Origin of the sequence: Pseudorhodoplanes sp., assembly GCF_050250235.1 — a bacterium.
GTDB lineage: Bacteria > Pseudomonadota > Alphaproteobacteria > Rhizobiales > Xanthobacteraceae > Pseudorhodoplanes.
Map to the genome: position 1 here is coordinate 37,172 of NZ_JBFWPA010000043.1, position 16,464 is coordinate 53,635.

A 16,464-nucleotide genomic window follows, 5' to 3' on the forward strand; every position below is an offset into this window, starting at 1 on the left:
GCCGTTTTGTTTGACGGCCCTTCGATCAGGCCGCAAGAGAATGGTCGACGCGCCGCAAGGCACGTTGCAGCGCCTGCAGGCATTCCGGGTCGATCGCGGTACCGGCCATCTCCGACATGATCGCAAGCGCCTTCGATACCGGCATGGCCGCACGGTACGGACGGTCGGACGTCAGCGCATCAAAAATGTCGGCCGTGGTGATGATGCGCGTGTCGAGGCAGATGTCGTCCCCACTCAGACCGCGCGGATAGCCCTTGCCGTCGAGCCGCTCGTGATGCGCGCCGGCCACCACGGCAAGATCGCGGAACGCGGCGATGCGCGACAGGATCGTCTGCGAATACGCAGCGTGCATCTTCATCGCAGCCCATTCTTCCTCGCCCAGCTTGCCGGGCTTGTCCAGGATCGCATTGCTGACGCCGAGCTTGCCGATGTCGTGCAGCAGCGCCGCCCGCTTCAGCCATCGGCGCTTGTCCAGCGGCATCCCGAGTTCTTCGGCCACCATGTCGGTGAACAGCGTCACGCGCTCGCTATGGCCGCTGGTGAATGGGCTCTTGGAGTCGATCACCTGCGCAAAGGCCGCGGCGATATCGTCGAGGTATTCCTCATCCACGGCGATAGTCTGAAGGGCTGGCTCGAGCGCGAACATCTTCTGCCGGAGATCCGTCGCGGAGAGTTCATCCCAGAATCCCGTGCGCTCTGCGATCCGGCTGAAAGCTCCGACCAGTTGCGGATCGAACCAGGTGCCGGATCGGTTCTCCACCTCCCGCATCGCGGAGTCACGGCCGGAACTCGTGTGCAGGACGTCGATCACCTGCGCCATCAATGCGATCCGCGCATAAAGCGGGATGGCGACGCCCCTGATGCCTTCCGGCATGCCGCCGCCATCCCAGTGCTCGTCGAGATTCTGGATGCCCTGCGCGACCGCCTCGCTGAACCGCATCTTGCGCGCGATGTCGGCGCCGCGGTGGCAACGCGTCTCGATCAGTTCGCGCGCAATCTTGCCGCCATTCTGGAAAATGTTGATCAGCGCCCTGAAACGTTCGGTCAGCCCCGCCTGCAGCCCGGTATGGGCCAGCACGAAACGAAGTGCCTGCGGCAGGCTGCCATCGATCTGCTTGAAGTCGCGTTTGAACTGCAGATCGTCTGTGAGATAGAGCTGACAGATACGAGCCGCATTGCTGCTGCAGCCAAGGTCCTTGAGCAGGAGCGTGTAATACAATTCCCACAGCGACGCATCATCGAGACCGAGTTCCCGTCCGATCTGCGTCCCGATCCAGCAGCAGCGCACGCAATGCCCGGCCGGCTGGCCCTCGGTCATGTCGAGCGCGTGGCTGAGCGCGCCCAGCAGTTCCGCGAGCCGGATGTCGCCGGCGCGAGACGGCGCGGCAGCCGTCGAAACAGGGTCCGTCATTGAAAAGGTCCGTCATGCGCGGGCAGAAGAGAGGCGCACAACGGAGGCATGAGCAGGGTTAACGTCTCGTTAAGCGAGACTAAATCTGTGCAGTCTTTGGGATCGCAATTCCGTGCTCGCCCAGACGGTCTTTTGCAAGAGCAACGACGTCTTCGGGAAACCGATCCGAATATCGGACCACCAGATACTCCCCCGTAAATTCCGGCATCCCCCGATCTACCAGAAGCTTGAACCCATTTGTTTCAGCTTTTCCACGCGTCCATTCGATGAGACTTTGGTGGACGCCTTTGTTTGTGATTTTCTGTCGAGTTCGCGATGCGATCGTGTTGCGTTCATTTTTTTCTGTAAGCAATTGTTCATAGGCCGCGAGTGTCTTGTAGAAATCTGCAATCAGCGGGTCAGAAGGATCGTCGTTGGCGGCCCCCGTTAATTCGCAATATCGCTTGAACACAGCGTTGTAGACATCTGACAATTGCTTGTCATGCGCGCGGCGCATCACAATCCGGCACTCATCTGGAGTTTTTAGGATGCTTGGATCGTAAGGCTTCACCGCTACCCGCCCCTGCCCTTCACCGCCTCGCCGATCTCCTCCAGCACCTTCGGGTCCTCGATCGTGGCGGGCATCGTCCAGCTTTCCCCGTCCGCGATCTTCTTCATGGTGCCACGCAGAATCTTGCCGGAGCGCGTCTTCGGCAGGCGCGGCACCGTGATCGCAAGCTTGAACGCCGCGACCGGGCCGATCCGCTCGCGCACCAGCGCCACGATCTCCTTCTCGATCGCCGCCGCATCGCGCGTCACGCCGGCCTTCATCACCACGAAGCCGCATGGCACCTCGCCTTTCAACGAATCCGCCATGCCGATCACCGCGCATTCGGCTACGTCGGGATGCGCCGCCAGCACTTCCTCCATGCCGCCGGTCGACAGGCGATGCCCCGCGACATTGATGATGTCATCGGTGCGGCCCATCACATGCACATAGCCGTCCTCGTCCCTGAACCCGGCATCGGCGGTTTTGTAATAGCCGGGAAACTCGTCGAGATAGGCTTCGCGAAAGCGCTCGTCCTGCTGCCACAGCGTCGGGAACGCGCCGGGCGGCATCGGCAGCTTGGCAACGATCGAGCCGATGGTACCGTTCGGCACTTCCCTGCAGCTCTCGTCGACCACGCGGATGTCCCAGCCCGGCATCGGCACGGTGGCAGAGCCGTGCTTCACCGGCAGCATGCCAAGGCCGACAGGATTGCCCGCAATGCACCAGCCGGTTTCGGTCTGCCACCAGTGATCGACCACCGGCTTGTTGAGCTTCTGCTCCGCCCATTCCACTGTCGGCGGATCAGCGCGTTCGCCCGCAAGGAACAGCGTGCGGAATTTCGACAGGTCGTATTTCGGCAGGAGCTTCGCGTCCGGATCTTCCTTCTTGATCGCGCGAAACGCGGTCGGCGCAGTGAAGAAGGCGACCGCGCCGTGCTGCGAGATCACGCGCCAGTATGCGCCCGCATCCGGCGTGCCGACCGGCTTGCCCTCGTACATGATCGAGGTCGCGCCATGAATGAGCGGCCCGTACACAATGTAGGAATGCCCGACCACCCACCCGATGTCGGAGCCGCACCACCACACTTCGCCCGGATCGACGCCGTAGAGATTTTTCATCGACCATTTCAGCGCGACCGCGTGTCCGCCATTGTCGCGCACCACGCCTTTCGGAATGCCGGTCGTGCCAGACGTATAGAGAATGTAGAGCGGATCGGTCGCCAGCACCGGTACGCAATCGGCGCTCTTCCGCGCGGCGATGGCCGCGTCGCGCAAGGCGGCCCAATCATGGTCGCGACCCTCGTCCAGCTTCGCCTGTTCCTGCGGCCGCTGCAGCACGATGCACGCCGACGGCTTGAACTCCGCCATCGCCACCGCTTCGTCGAGCAGCGGCTTGTACTTGACGATGCGGCCAGGCTCGATGCCGCAACTCGCCGACAGGATCAGCTTCGGTTTGGCGTCGTCGATGCGCTTGGCCAGTTCCTTGGCGGCGAAACCGCCGAACACCACCGAATGCACCGCACCGATGCGCGCGCAGGCGAGCATCGCGAACACCGCCTCCGGCACCAGCGGCATGTAGATGATGACGCGGTCGCCCTTGCCGACGCCGAAATCCTGCAGGATCGCGGCGAGCGTCGCCACCTCGAACAGCATCTCGTCATAAGAGAACGAGGCCTGCGCACCGGTGACGGGCGAATCGTAGATCAGCGCCGCCTGACCGCCGCGACCGCCGATGACGTGCCGGTCGAGCGCGTTGTAGCAGGTATTGAGAACCCCGCCCGCGAACCAGCGGCCATAGACGCCCATCGATGGATCGAACACCTTCTTGAACGGCTCGAACCAGTCGATCTCCCTGGCGGCCTCCGCCCAGAAACCTTCCGGATCGCGCTGCCATTGCGCATAGACCTCGTGATAGCGGCTGGTCGCCGCGCGCGGCGCTTTGGCATCCATTCGCGTTTCCCCTCCTCTCCCCGTCATCCCGGGGAGCGGAATTTTTCGCAATTGTCGGATTGTCGGCCGCAATTGCAAGCGCCCGTTCGGGCGAAACTCCAACAAGCGCCGTTTGGGCGCAAAACTCCAACACGCGCCGTTCAGGCGCAAAGCCCACCAAGCGCCGCGCAGGCACCCCATTCGCAAATAGCACTACCGGCGCGGCGCCCGCTCGTATTTGATCCGGCGCAAGCCGAGACCCCCCTTGAACCTGCCCGCCGACCTGCTGTTCTGGATCGTCGCCACGATCGCCGTCACGCTGCTTGGGCTTGCCAAGGGCGGCTTCATCGGCGTCGGCATGGTGGCGACCCCGCTGCTGGCGCTGATCGTTCCGCCGCTGCAGGCGGTGGCGATCATTCTGCCGATCCTGCTCCTTCAGGACGTGATCTCGGTCTGGGCCTACCGCCACCACTGGCACGCCTGGAACCTGAAGGTGCTGATCCCGGGGGGTCTGATCGGGGTCGCAGTGGCAGGCCTGCTGGCGGCCTGGGTGCCGGACGCGGCGGTGCGGCTCACCGTCGGCGTCATCGGTGCGACTTTCGTCCTATGGCGCTGGCTTGGTCCGAGCGGCGGCGATATCGGCATCCGCCCAGGCGCGGCGAGCGGGGTGTTCTGGGGTTCGATCTCCGGCTTCACCTCGACGCTCGCCAATGCGGGTGCTCCGCCGGTGCAGGTCCACATGATGCCGCAGCACCTGCCGAAGCTGATATTTGCCGGGACCTTGACCATCTATTTCGCGATCACCAATCTCGCCAAGGTGATTCCGATTTTTTCCCTTGGCCAGTTCACGACCGACAATCTCCTCACATCGGCGGTGCTGTTTCCACTCGCCATCGCCACCAACTTCCTCGGCCTCTGGCTGGTGCGCATCACCCCCCAGGAGACGTTCTACAGGATCGTGTATGTGATCACCTTCGTGATCTCCCTTGAGCTGATCCGCAACGGCGTGACCGCATTCGCGTCCTGACCGGAATTCCTGCTTATGTCGATCATCACCGATCCCGTCTTCTACATGGTCGCGATACCGGCGATCATCGCGCTCGGTCTGTCGAAGGGCGGTTTCGCAGGGGTGGGCGTGCTGGCGACGCCGCTCACGGCGCTCTACCTGCCGCCGCTGGAAGCCGCGGCGCTGATTTTGCCGGTGCTGATCGTGCAGGATGTGATTTCGGTCTGGTGGTACCGGCGCGATTTCGATTCGTGGAATCTGAGGGTAATGCTGCCGGGTGCGTTGATCGGCATGGGAGTCGCGTGGCTGTTCGCGGCCCATGTGAGCGACGCTGCACTCCGGATCAGCGTCGGCGTCATCGGCATTTCGTTCGTGGTCTATTCGATGTTCGCGCATGTTCCGGTCGAAGGCCACCGCAAGACCGCGCTGAGCGGCGGGTTCTGGGGCGGCGTTTCGGGCTTCACCTCGTTCCTGTCGCAGGCAGGCGGGCCACCCTTTCAGGTTCATGTTCTGCCGCAGCGGCTGCCCAAGCTCACGCTGGTCGGCACCACCGTCATCTTCTTTGCGTTTGTCAACGCCTTGAAGATCGGCCCCTATTTCTCACTCGGCCAGTTCTCGGCGGTCAATTTCGCAACCTCGCTGGTGCTGCTGCCGCTCGCGATCGCCGCCAACGCGATGGGCATCTGGCTGGTGCGGGTCACGCCGGTCGAGACGTTCTACAAGATCGCCTACACGCTGGTCTTCTGCGTGTCGGTGATGCTGCTGTGGCAGGGCGTCACGGGCCTGATGCGGGGCTGATCCGGTCACGCTGATGACACAGGCGGTTCCTAGCCTCTCCACATGAAGCAAATCGTGTCCCTCGCCATCCTCACCCTCATGACCCTCCCCGCATCAGCCTTCGACCTCCAGGGCCATCGCGGCGCCCGCGGCCTCGCGCCCGAAAACACCATCCCCGGCTTCGAGACCGCATTGAAAATCGGGGTCACCACGCTCGAACTCGATACCGGCATGACGAAGGACAATGTCCTTGTCGTCAGCCATGACTCGGTTCTCAATCCGGAACATACGCGGGGACCGGATGGCGCCTTCCTGAACAAGCAAGGCCCGGCGATCCGTTCGCTCACCTTCGACGAATTGCAGGCCTACGATGTCGGCCGCATCCAGCCGGGCACAGCATACGCCGCGCGGTTTCCGATGCAGAAGGGCGCCGACAATGTCCGCATTCCCAAGCTCACCGAGGTATTCGATCTGGTGAAGCGCCATGGCGCCGACCATATCCGCTTCAACATCGAGACCAAGCTCACGCCGACATCCGGCACCGACACGCCCGATCCGGAGACCTTCGCATCCGCGCTTGTGAAGGCCATCCAGGATGCGGGGCTGACAAAACGCGCGAGCATCCAGAGCTTCGACTGGCGCACCCTGATGATCGCCAGGCGCATCGCGCCGGAGATCGAACGGGTCTGCCTCACGATCCAGAGTCCGGGCGAGGACAACATCCGCCGCAATCTTCCCGGTGCCTCGCCATGGACGGCCGGCTTCGATATCGACGAGCATGGCGGCTCGGTGCCGCGTCTGGTGAAGGCCGCCGATTGCGCGGTCTGGTCGCCCTATTACCGCAACCTCACGGCCGCGCTGGTGAAGGAGGCGCATGATCTCGGGCTCAAGGTCATCCCCTGGACCGTGAACGAGATGGCCGATCTCGAACTGATGTACCAGACCGGGATCGACGGCATCATCTCGGATTATCCCGACCGCGCCCGTGCCGCGCTGCCGAAGGGGATCGCGGCGCCGACGCCGGTGAAAGTGCGCTGATCAACCGCATGCTGCTTCTTATCCTCCCCCTTGTGGGGAGGGTCGATCGACTGAGCAACGCGAAGGAGATCGGGGTGGGGTTCTTTCCGCCATTGCGGTAAGTCCCCACCCCGCCTGTTTCGCTTCGCTCAACAGGCGACCCTCCCCACAAGGGGGAGGGTTAAGTCACCACCACCTTGCGAAGGTCTCACAACGGATCGCAATTGATCGCGCCCTCGCCGCTCCCTATCCTTGCCTCATCCAAGGGAGGCAACAACAATGGCGAAAACGCCCCAAGCCCAAACACCCTACGACATCGACCTCGATCGCAACCCGGCGAATTTCCAGCCGCTGACGCCGCTGCAATTCCTGGAGCGCGCCGCCAGCACGCACCCGGATCACATCGCGATCATCCACGGGACCCTGCGGCGCAATTACCGCGACTTCTATGCGCGCGCACGCCGCCTCGCCTCCGCCCTGGCCAAGCGCGGCATCAAGCGTGGCGACACGGTGTCGGTGGTGCTCGCCAACACGCCGGCGATGCTCGAATGCCACTACGGCGTGCCGATGACAGGCGCGGTGCTCAACACCATCAACACGCGGCTTGACGCCGCGGTGAATGCGTTCACCCTCGATCACGCCGAAGCGAAAGTGCTGATCGTCGACCGTGAATTCTCCCGCGTGATGAAGGACGCGCTCGCGCGCGCCAAGGTCAAGCCGCTGCTAATCGACTACGACGACCCGGAATACGGAGGCGACGGCGAGCGCATCGGTACGCTGGAATACGAGGACTTCCTGAACGAAGGCGACCCGGGCTTTCCCTGGCAAATGCCCGGCGACGAATGGGACGCGATCTCGCTCAACTACACATCCGGCACCACCGGCGACCCGAAAGGCGTGGTCTATCATCACCGCGGGGCCTATCTGCTCGCGACCGGCAATGTCGTGACCTGCGGCATGACACGACATCCGGTCTATCTCTGGACGCTGCCGATGTTCCACTGCAACGGCTGGTGCTTTCCGTGGTCGATCTCGGTGCTCGCCGGCACGCATGTCTGCCTGCGTCAGGTCCGCGCAGCGGCGATGTATGACCTGATCGCCGCCCACAAGGTGACGCACCTCTGCGGCGCGCCGATCGTGATGGCGACGCTGCTCAATGCACCGGCGAACGAGAAGAAGCCGCTGCCTCATGTTGTGGAGTTCTTCACCGCGGCCGCTCCGCCGCCGGAGGCGGTGCTGGCCGGCATGAAGCAGGCGGGCTTCAACGTCACGCATCTCTATGGGCTGACCGAATGCTACGGCCCGGCCGTGGTCAACGACTGGCACGACGCATGGGATGCGCTGGCTCCCGCGGAACAGGCCGCGAAGAAGGCCCGGCAGGGCGTGCGCTATGCCGCGCTGGAAGCGCTCGACGTGATGGACCCGCAGACCATGCAGCCGGTCGCCCGCGACGGCGCTGCCATGGGCGAAGTGATGATGCGCGGCAATGTGGTGATGAAGGGCTATCTCAAGAACCGCGCGGCGAGCGACAAGGCCTTTGCCGGAGGCTGGTTCCATACCGGCGATCTCGGCGTGATGCATCCGGACGGCTATATCCAGCTCAAGGACCGATCCAAGGACATCATCATCTCCGGCGGCGAGAATATCTCGTCGATCGAAGTGGAGGACGCGCTCTACAAGCACCCTGCCGTGCAGGCCGCGGCCGTGGTGGCGAAGCCTGACGACAAATGGGGCGAGACGCCGTGCGCGTTCGTCGAACTCAAGCCCGGCGCCAGCGCGACGTCCGACGACCTGATCGCCTGGTGCAAACAGAATCTTGCGGGCTACAAGGTGCCGCGATACATCGTGTTTTCGGAATTGCCGAAGACTTCCACCGGCAAGATCCAGAAATTCAAGCTCCGCGACGTGACACGGGACATCTAGAAACCGAACCGTCAACCTTCGGATTGACTGGAAATTCTTCACCGCCCGTTAATCATTCGGTCCGCGTTAATCATTGGTCAAACCAGACGGCATAACCTCGTAGAAATACGGCTTGCGTCCTTGCAAAAGCCGGCTTTGGGCGCAGATGTGAAAGGCCGCCCGCAACGCCACAAGGCCGCCGACCATGCCGATCAATATCCTTCATGTCTTCCGCGCGCCGGTCGGCGGATTGTTCCGCCATGTTGTGGATCTCGTGCGAGGACAGATCGCATGCGGCCACCGAGTCGGCATCATCGCGGACTCCCTGACCGGCAATGCACGGTCCGATGAGATTTTTGCCGATCTGGCTCCGCGGCTTGCGCTCGGGCTGACCCGCATTCCGATGCACCGTCAGCTCAATCCGCTCGACGCCCCGGCCGTCTTTCACGTGACGCGGCGGATCCAGCAGACCGGCGCAGACGTCATCCACGGCCATGGCGCCAAGGGCGGCGCCTATGCGCGGCTCGCGGTTCCGGGGCGGCGCGTGGTGCGCGCCTACACACCGCATGGCGGCAGCCTGCTGCTCAGCCACGACAACTGGTCGGGGCGGCTTTATCTGACGCTCGAGCGCATCCTGCTCGCACGGCCCGCGCTTTTCCTGTTCGAGAGCGCCTATAGCGGAGTCGTTTTCAGGCAAAAGATCGGCGAGCCGAACGGTATCGTGCGAGTCATCCATAACGGGGTGTCTCGGAGCGAGTTCGAGCCGGTGGCGCCGGTCCCCGATGCCACCGATCTGGTTTTTATCGGCGAGTTTCGTCCGGTGAAGGGCATCGACATTCTGATCGACGCCATTGCGAGGCTGCATGCAACCGGCCGGCCGGTGACGGCCACGCTGGTCGGCAGTGGGCCGGACGAGGCCGCGCTGAAGGCGCAGGTCGAGCGGCTTTCGCTGCGGCATGCGATCCGCTTCGTGCCGGCAACGCCCGCCCGCGAGGCGCTCGCGTTTGGACGGGTCATGGTGATCCCCTCGCGCGCGGAATCGCTGCCCTATGTGGTGCTCGAAGCCGCCGCCGCCGCCAAACCGCTGATCACCACCAATGTCGGCGGCATTCCCGAAATCTTCGGCCCGCTCTCCAAAGCCCTGATCGAACCGGGCAAGGCCCAGGCGCTGGCCGACGCGATTGCGCGCACCATCGGCAGTCCGGCCGCGGCCGAGCACCTGGCGCAGCAATTGCGCGACCGCGTCGCAGCCTCGTTCTCGATCGATGCAATGGTCGATGGCGTGCTCTCGGCCTATCGCGAAGCGATGGCGGAGGCGATCCCGGTGCAGATCGGGGCACTGGCGCAGAAATAGCGCATCATTTCGACCGGGCTTTGTCCGCGCCTGCCTTTTCCAGCTTGTCCAGCCGCGCCTGGGTCGCGGCGAGGCCAGCCTTCAGCGTGCTGATCTCGGTGCGCGCGGCCGCAAGCTCCTTCGCAGCCGCATCAAGCTTCTGGCGTGCGTCGCGCGCATTGCGCTCGATCACGCCCTGAAGAAATTCGACATTGGCCTGCAGACAGCCGGTGCGGCGGTCCATCTGCTTCTCGGCGGTGCACAGCTCAAGTCCGCGGACATCCTGCGCATGGACGGGCGCGTTGCCGCACACAAATATCGCGGCCGCGGCAAGCGCTACTATCCGCCGCCGCCTATTGTCTGGGTTCGGGCTTTGCATCGGGTTTGGCCTCGGTCTTCGCAGCGGCGTTGGCATCGTTACAGGACCATTCCTTCGGCTGACAGGCGATCCCGATATTGGAGCAGACGGTGAGGCTGCAGGTGCGGCAGCCGTCGCTGAAGGACTTGCAGTTCGGTGCCTCTCGGATCACCCTTTGCCACCAGCTTTCGGCGGCTTCCGGCGTCTCGCGCTCGGGTCTCTGCAGATCAAGCTTTACGTCATCGGCGGACTTCGCCGCCGGTGTCGTCGCGGCCGGCGGCGCCTGTGGCGCAACCCGATCCGACGCGAACGCGCCACTGCAGGCGAACAGCAGGGTCAGCCCCAGGGTGGCAACGCAGCGCACCGTAACAGTCATGGCGTAACCCCTCGGCGCTTCCTCTCCGACCGGTCTCAATGTCAGGTGGAGAATCGCCGAAAACAAGACCGCCGGTCTCCGTCCGGAGAGCCGGCGGCCCAACCGCAATCACGCCACACCTGAAACCGCCTCATTAATGGACGCTGGCCGATGCCTGCATCCGGGCGATTTCATCCTTCACTTGCAGCTTGCGACGCTTCAGCTCGGCAATCGTGGCGTCGTCGGTAGACGGATGCGCCAGCGCATCCGCGATCTGTTCCTCAAGGGCCCGGTGCCTGGCCTTGAGCTCCACAAGATGCTCTTGAATGGACATGGGGGATTTGGCCTCCTTGGTCGGTTGGAGTCCTGACGCAACAATTCTGACATGAGGATTGTGGCAAGTCGACAGGCCGGCTTGTTGCATCGCAGCAAATCCCCGCTTTTCGTTAGTTTTTCGGGACTGCTTGAACGGGATTCCGGAACGCGGCACAAATGGCCGCCGAACCGGGCTGGAGAAGCCGGGGGGCAACCCTCTGAATTGACTGGGTTTTCGCAAAAAGAATCAGATGACCGGCGACGACGAAGGCACATTGCGGGAGGAGCTTGCGCGGTTGCAACAGGAGCACCGTGACCTCGACGCCGCAATCGAGGCACTGAGCGACGCTCCCGGCCGCGACCAGATTCAGGTGCAGCGGCTGAAGAAGCGCAAGCTGATCCTGCGCGACCGCATCGCGTTCATCGAAGACCAGCTTACGCCGGATATCATTGCCTAGCCTCGGATTTGATCCGGGTGAACCGCAGGTCGCAAATTTCCAATCGATAACCGCCGCCGTGACGATGGAATCCGGCCCTCGCTTCCTGCGGGCCCGGAATGACGGTACCGCTTGCCGCCCCAACGTCCCTGCGTATAGTCGGCCGCTTCTTTCGTTTCCGGATTCGCATCCATGGCCGCGCGGCCGAAACCATCACCGGCGAAGAAGCCCGTCGCCATCATCATGGGCAGCCAGTCCGACTGGGCAACGATGCAGCATGCCGCCGAAATGCTCGACCGTCTGAAGGTCGGATATGATGCGCTGATCGTCTCCGCGCATCGCACGCCCGACCGTCTTTATGCCTTCGCGAAATCCGCGCACAAGAAGTACAGGATCGTCATCGCGGGAGCGGGCGGGGCCGCGCATCTGCCGGGCATGGCGGCGGCGATGACCACATTGCCGGTGTTCGGGGTGCCGATGAACGTGACCGCACTGGAAGGCAAGGACTCGCTGCTGTCCATCGTGCAGATGCCGGCCGGCATCCCGGTCGGGACACTGGCGATCGGCAAGCCCGGCGCGATCAATGCAGCGCTGCTGGCCGCCGCCGTGCTGGCCCTTGGCGACAAGCCGCTCGCCAGGCGTCTTGCGGCGCTCCGCAAGGCGCAGACCGCGGGCGTCGCAAGAAGGCCGACGACGGCCGTCAACGAAGCGGCGGGGTCGAAGGCCGTTGGCGGACGCGACCGGTCGAAGGACCTGCACGAACCGACGCGGCCAAGCTGACGATGCTCAAGCGCGACAACGCACCGCTGCCTCCGGGCGCCACCATCGGCATTCTTGGTGGCGGCCAGCTGGCGCGCATGCTGGCGCAGGCCGCGTCCCGAATCGGTCTGAATTGCCACGTTTACGCGACCGAGGCCGATTCCTGCGCCCTGGAGGTCGTGAAACGGGCCACCGTCGCACCCTATGCCGACCAGGACGCGCTCGCGCGCTTTGCCAAGGGCTGCGACGTCATCACCTACGAATTCGAGAATGTACCGTCGCAGACCGCATCGTTTCTGTCCCAGCGCAAGCTCGTGCTGCCCGACCCGCGGGTGCTCGCGACCACGCAGGACCGGCTGATCGAAAAGGAGTTCGTCGAAAGCCTCGACATCGCCACTGCTCCCTATGCGCCGGTGATCGACGCTTCGCAGCTTTTTGAGGCCGTGCACAGGATCGGCCTGCCCGCGATCCTGAAGACACGCCGGTTCGGTTACGACGGCAAGGGTCAGCACCGGATCGACGCCGGCGGCGATCCGGCCACGGCATGGCGCGCGCTCAGCGGCGCACCCTGCATTCTCGAGGGCTTCGTGCCGTTCGAACGCGAAATCTCGGTCGTGGTGGCACGCGGCCGCGACGGCTCTCTGCAGAGCTTCGACGTGACCGAGAACGAACATCGCGATCACATCCTGAAGGTGTCGCGCGTGCCCGCCGCGATCCCCGATCCGGTTGCGGCGGAAGCGGTGCGCATCGCCGAGAGCATTGCGACGGCCTTCGATTATGTCGGGGTGCTGGCAGTCGAGATGTTCGTCCTGCGCGACGGCACCGCGCAGCGCGTATTGGTCAACGAGATCGCGCCGCGGGTGCACAATTCCGGGCACTGGACCATCGACGGCTGCACCGTCTCGCAATTCGAGCAGCATATCCGCGCGGTGGCGGGCTGGCCGCTGGCCGTGCCGGTCCGGCTCGGCCGGGTCGAGATGGTCAATCTGATCGGGGCTGAAGCCAACGACTATACCCGCTGGCTTGCGGTGCCGGGCGCCGCGATCCACCTCTATGGCAAGGGCGATCCGGTTCCCGGCCGCAAGATGGGTCACGTGACACGGGTGCAGGCAGATTGATTCGCTTCCCCCCGCTTCAGGGGAGGAACGGCCATCAGACCCCGCGGTTGCGCAGCACCGTCTGGCAGGCCTTGCTGATGCGGGTCCGGTTTTGCTGCAGGCAGCCCAGCACTTGCAACGGGTCCGGCTCGAAACGCTTGCAGAATTTGGCAGAATCCGGCGCACAGGCGGCCTCTTCCTGTGGCGTTCCCTGCATCAGGTTGGGAAACGGGAACGGGATTGGCTGTTGCTGGGCGTTGGCGCCGGCCGGTGCCAGCACCAGAAACGCCGCCAAAGCCTTCCACGCAAAGCCTGTCATAGGTCACCCCCGGGTTGCCGATCTGGCTTCAGGCATGCCGGTGAACCGGCGCGCGGGCAAGCCAATTTGGCGGGATGCACAGCAGGCGGCGGACGTCTGTGGACTTTCGGTCCCGTTTCTGGTATCTGCCGGCCGACTCGAAGGGCCCGATGCGCCCTTTTCGGCTCCCGAACAACAATTCGTGCGCTGCCCGCCGGCCGATCCGGCACGGGCAGCATCCGTGAAGAAGGATTATCCGTGCAGGTTCTTGTCCGCGACAACAATGTCGATCAGGCCCTGAAGGCGCTGAAGAAGAAGATGCAGCGCGAGGGCATTTTCCGCGAAATGAAGCTTCGCGGTCATTACGAAAAGCCCTCCGAGAAGAAAGCCCGGCAGAAGGCGGAAGCGGTGCGGCGTGCGCGCAAGCTGGCGCGCAAGAAGCTGCAGCGCGAGGGTCTGCTGCCGATGAAGCCGAAGGTTATTCCCGGCGCCGGTGGACCGGGCGGTCGCGATGGCGGGCGTGGTCCGCGTCCGGGCGGCGGTTTCGGCGGCGGCCCGCGCGGCTAGTCCCAGCCAGATTCGCTCGAGGGGATTTGCGAAAGCCGCCGGGGCAGTTCCGGCGGCTTTCTTCTTTCGATCCTTCCTGCGCCGGGAAGCAACAGGAAGCGGCGTCGTATCGTTCGGAAGCAAGCCCGCCGCCGCTTTACCGCCACGTGATTGCGCTTATCATCGGCTCGCAATGACGCCACCCAGTTCCCTGTTGCGACCGCTCGCCGGCACCGCAAGCCTTGCGGCAGCCCTCACGCTTGCGGGATGTTCCACCATGCTGGAACACGGTGCGCTGGCGCCGGACGCCACCTACGCCGCTTCTCCGGCCAATCTCGCCTCGCTGACCGAGGTGATCCAGTCGCAACCGAACGACCCGCAAGCCTACAACATGCGAGGCACGGTGCTGGCGACCTCCGGTCGGCGCAAGGAAGCACTGGTCGACTTCAACAAGGCGATCCAGCTTGACCCGAAATATGCCGAGGCCTTTGCCAATCGCGGCCTGGTCCACCGTCAGAACGGCCAGCCGGATCTCGCCATCCGCGACTACGACGCCGCGCTGCGGATCGACCCGAATTACGCCGCGGCCTATCTGGGCCGCGGCCTCGCCTGGCGCGACAAGAAGCAGAACCTGAAAGCGCTCGAAGACATCAACCGCGCGATCGCGATCCGGCCCGACAACGCCCAAGCCTATCACAATCGCGGCCTGCTCTATCAGGGCAGCGGCCAGCACCAGTTCGCAATCGACGATTTCTCGACGGCGGCGACATTGGCGCCGCGCGAAGCCGATCCGTATCTCGCGCGCGCGCTCAGCTTCATCGCCGCCGGAGACCTGAAAGCCGCGGCGAGCGACCTCGACAATGCCGTGCAGCTCGACGAGCAGAATTTCGCCGCATGGACCAGCCGCGGGTTTGCCTATGAGCGACTGGGCGACAAGGAAAAGGCCGCCGGCTCCTATGCGAAGGCGCTCAACATCCAGCAGAATTATGCGCCGGCCTCGGACGGCTTCCGCCGCGTTGGCGGGCAATATGGCAAGACCTATCAGGCGTTCTGAGCGAGGGTCGTCGCTCACTCCTCGTCATAGGCGAGATAGCGGATGATCCGCCACCTGCCGTCGGCATCGCGGCGGAAGACGTCAAGTCCCGGCTCCACCGTTTTCGTTTCCTTGCCGGTCTCGATCTCGCGCACGGTCTGTGTCCACACCACCCGCGCCACTGCGATGTCGCCGAATACCAGGATTTCGCGGATCGCGAGCGCATTGTGATAGCGGCGCGCGCGATCGGTGAGTGCCTTGGTGAGGAGCTGGCATTGCCGCTCATGGCCACGCTCGGGCGCACCCCGATATTGTGCGATCAGGTCCCTCGCGAACAGGTCACAGGTTCGATCGACGCGACCGGCATTGAAGTCCTCGGTCCATGTTTCGAGCGCAGTGCGAATCTCGGAATCTGCCGATGATTGCGCCAGGACCGTGCCCGCCGACGCCGGAAATGCCAGCGAAAGACAAAGCGTGAGGATGAGCCGGCGAAACATCAGCCTTCCGGCGGCGCAACCGTCGCGGTCTGTCCGCTGCGCTTCAGGGCATCCGCGACGAAGCCGCTGGCCTTCATTTCCTCGACGAATTCCCGCAGGTAGCGCGCGCCAATGGCGCGGCCCTGCTTGGTGCCCATGGCCTGGCGAATCTCCATGAAGCTGTCGGGGAGCACGTGCAACTCGGGATTTGCGCCGAGATACCTGCCGATGAGCTGGCGCACGCCGCCCATCGCGTCGAGCTTTTCGCGTGCGAACAGATCGGCGAGCCCGGTGGCGCCGGGTGGCTCGCGACGGACCAGTTCGGCATGCTGCAACGTGCGGGTGAGATAAAGGTCGTAGGCCGATTTCGGCGTCACGACGATGCGCCGGCCCGGATGATCGAGATCGGCGACGCTGCGGAAAGGCGCATCCTTGCGCACGAGATAGGTGCCTTCGATCAGCACATAAGGCGCGGTGAAGGCGATCTCGGCGGCGCGCAGCGGCTCGATCGCGAGGAAGGCGATGTCCCAGGCCTGCGGGTCGGGCGGGATCGCGGAGAGGGCGTCGAATACCTTGCCGGCGCCATCGAATGAAACGAAATGCACCGGCACGCCGAGCCGCTCCCCAAGCGCGCGCGCAAGATCCGCAGCAACGCCGCGCGGCTCCTGCTCGGTCGGCCCGCGCTGGGCGAGGACACCGTTGCCGTAATTGATGGCGGCGCGCAGGGCACCTGCCGGCGCAAGGTCCTTGACGGCATCGGCCGGCACCATGCTCTTCGTCTGCGTTTCCGTCCCGAGATTTCCGTCGTGTTTTCGGGTTCTTCTTCAGCTTGCGGGCGTCGGCATCCATTTCGAGGCAGGTAAGGAGCTCCACATAGCTCGGCGAAG

At 64.1% G+C, this 16,464-nt stretch carries 19 protein-coding genes; 10 read left to right on the plus strand and 9 right to left on the minus strand.

What is annotated here, in order from left to right:
- Positions 1–25 precede the first annotated feature (25 nt).
- The 3 genes from AB7F49_RS18960 to AB7F49_RS18970 form a co-directional block, all read right to left on the minus strand.
- Positions 26–1,411 carry an HD-GYP domain-containing protein gene (locus AB7F49_RS18960; RefSeq protein WP_428525143.1) on the minus strand — a complete coding sequence of 462 codons (1,386 nt, stop codon included), beginning with the start codon at positions 1,409–1,411 and terminating at the stop codon, positions 26–28.
- Positions 1,412–1,490: 79 nt separating this feature from the next.
- Positions 1,491–1,961 (minus strand): hypothetical protein, encoded by a 471-nt coding sequence (locus AB7F49_RS18965; protein WP_428525145.1) that lies wholly within the window; start codon positions 1,959–1,961, stop codon positions 1,491–1,493.
- Between the two features lie 2 nt (positions 1,962–1,963).
- Positions 1,964–3,889: a propionyl-CoA synthetase gene (locus AB7F49_RS18970; protein ID WP_428525147.1), complete on the minus strand. Its 1,926-nt coding sequence runs from the start codon at positions 3,887–3,889 to the stop codon at positions 1,964–1,966.
- A gap of 244 nt (positions 3,890–4,133) precedes the next feature.
- On the opposite strand from AB7F49_RS18970, the gene AB7F49_RS18975 reads away from it, so the two are divergent.
- The 5 genes from AB7F49_RS18975 to AB7F49_RS18995 all read left to right on the plus strand — a co-directional run bounded on the left by AB7F49_RS18975 (position 4,134) and on the right by AB7F49_RS18995 (position 9,924).
- Positions 4,134–4,895, plus strand: a complete 762-nt coding sequence (locus tag AB7F49_RS18975) for a sulfite exporter TauE/SafE family protein (RefSeq protein ID WP_428525149.1) — start codon at positions 4,134–4,136, stop codon at positions 4,893–4,895.
- A gap of 15 nt (positions 4,896–4,910) precedes the next feature.
- Positions 4,911–5,672 carry a sulfite exporter TauE/SafE family protein gene (locus AB7F49_RS18980; protein ID WP_428525151.1) on the plus strand — a complete coding sequence of 254 codons (762 nt, stop codon included), beginning with the start codon at positions 4,911–4,913 and terminating at the stop codon, positions 5,670–5,672.
- Between the two features lie 54 nt (positions 5,673–5,726).
- Positions 5,727–6,689 (plus strand): glycerophosphodiester phosphodiesterase, encoded by a 963-nt coding sequence (locus AB7F49_RS18985; protein ID WP_428525153.1) that lies wholly within the window; start codon positions 5,727–5,729, stop codon positions 6,687–6,689.
- Between the two features lie 258 nt (positions 6,690–6,947).
- Positions 6,948–8,591 (plus strand): acyl-CoA synthetase, encoded by a 1,644-nt coding sequence (locus tag AB7F49_RS18990; protein WP_428525155.1) that lies wholly within the window; start codon positions 6,948–6,950, stop codon positions 8,589–8,591.
- A 184-nt stretch (positions 8,592–8,775) separates the two neighbouring features.
- The gene (locus AB7F49_RS18995; protein ID WP_428525157.1) at positions 8,776–9,924 is read left to right on the plus strand and encodes a glycosyltransferase family 4 protein; all 1,149 of its coding nucleotides are present in this window, start codon (positions 8,776–8,778) and stop codon (positions 9,922–9,924) included.
- Positions 9,925–9,928: 4 nt separating this feature from the next.
- Here the strand turns inward: AB7F49_RS18995 and AB7F49_RS19000 are convergent, their stop codons facing one another.
- From AB7F49_RS19000 to AB7F49_RS19010, 3 genes are all read right to left on the minus strand, one after another.
- Positions 9,929–10,147, minus strand: coding sequence for a hypothetical protein (locus AB7F49_RS19000; protein WP_428525159.1), 219 nt, complete (start codon positions 10,145–10,147; stop codon positions 9,929–9,931).
- Between the two features lie 109 nt (positions 10,148–10,256).
- Positions 10,257–10,637, minus strand: coding sequence for a hypothetical protein (locus AB7F49_RS19005; protein ID WP_428525161.1), 381 nt, complete (start codon positions 10,635–10,637; stop codon positions 10,257–10,259).
- Between the two features lie 133 nt (positions 10,638–10,770).
- Positions 10,771–10,950: a YdcH family protein gene (locus tag AB7F49_RS19010; RefSeq protein ID WP_428525163.1), complete on the minus strand. Its 180-nt coding sequence runs from the start codon at positions 10,948–10,950 to the stop codon at positions 10,771–10,773.
- 232 nt (positions 10,951–11,182) lie between these two features.
- On the opposite strand from AB7F49_RS19010, the gene AB7F49_RS19015 reads away from it, so the two are divergent.
- From AB7F49_RS19015 to AB7F49_RS19025, 3 genes are all read left to right on the plus strand, one after another.
- Positions 11,183–11,389, plus strand: coding sequence for a YdcH family protein (locus AB7F49_RS19015; protein WP_428525165.1), 207 nt, complete (start codon positions 11,183–11,185; stop codon positions 11,387–11,389).
- A 171-nt stretch (positions 11,390–11,560) separates the two neighbouring features.
- Complete coding sequence (purE, locus tag AB7F49_RS19020; protein ID WP_428525167.1) at positions 11,561–12,148, plus strand: 5-(carboxyamino)imidazole ribonucleotide mutase; 588 nt, start codon at positions 11,561–11,563, stop codon at positions 12,146–12,148.
- Between the two features lie 2 nt (positions 12,149–12,150).
- Positions 12,151–13,245, plus strand: coding sequence for a 5-(carboxyamino)imidazole ribonucleotide synthase (locus AB7F49_RS19025; protein ID WP_428525169.1), 1,095 nt, complete (start codon positions 12,151–12,153; stop codon positions 13,243–13,245).
- A 34-nt stretch (positions 13,246–13,279) separates the two neighbouring features.
- Here AB7F49_RS19025 and AB7F49_RS19030 read toward each other — a convergent pair whose 3' ends face one another.
- Positions 13,280–13,519 carry a cysteine rich repeat-containing protein gene (locus AB7F49_RS19030; RefSeq protein WP_428525171.1) on the minus strand — a complete coding sequence of 80 codons (240 nt, stop codon included), beginning with the start codon at positions 13,517–13,519 and terminating at the stop codon, positions 13,280–13,282.
- A 261-nt stretch (positions 13,520–13,780) separates the two neighbouring features.
- Here AB7F49_RS19030 and rpsU point away from each other — a divergent pair, with 261 nt between their 5' ends.
- Both rpsU and AB7F49_RS19040 read left to right on the plus strand, forming a co-directional pair.
- Positions 13,781–14,089 carry a 30S ribosomal protein S21 gene (gene rpsU / locus AB7F49_RS19035; RefSeq protein ID WP_428525173.1) on the plus strand — a complete coding sequence of 103 codons (309 nt, stop codon included), beginning with the start codon at positions 13,781–13,783 and terminating at the stop codon, positions 14,087–14,089.
- A gap of 256 nt (positions 14,090–14,345) precedes the next feature.
- Positions 14,346–15,122, plus strand: a complete 777-nt coding sequence (locus AB7F49_RS19040; RefSeq protein WP_428525174.1) for a tetratricopeptide repeat protein — start codon at positions 14,346–14,348, stop codon at positions 15,120–15,122.
- Positions 15,123–15,136: 14 nt separating this feature from the next.
- On the opposite strand, the gene AB7F49_RS19045 is transcribed toward AB7F49_RS19040, so the two are convergent.
- Complete coding sequence (locus AB7F49_RS19045; protein WP_428525176.1) at positions 15,137–15,598, minus strand: YybH family protein; 462 nt, start codon at positions 15,596–15,598, stop codon at positions 15,137–15,139.
- Entirely contained in the window at positions 15,598–16,347 is a 750-nt protein-coding gene (locus AB7F49_RS19050) for a transporter substrate-binding domain-containing protein (RefSeq protein WP_428525178.1), read from the minus strand. The genes AB7F49_RS19045 and AB7F49_RS19050 overlap by 1 nt, the downstream gene beginning before the upstream one ends.
- Positions 16,348–16,464: the final 117 nt, after the last annotated feature.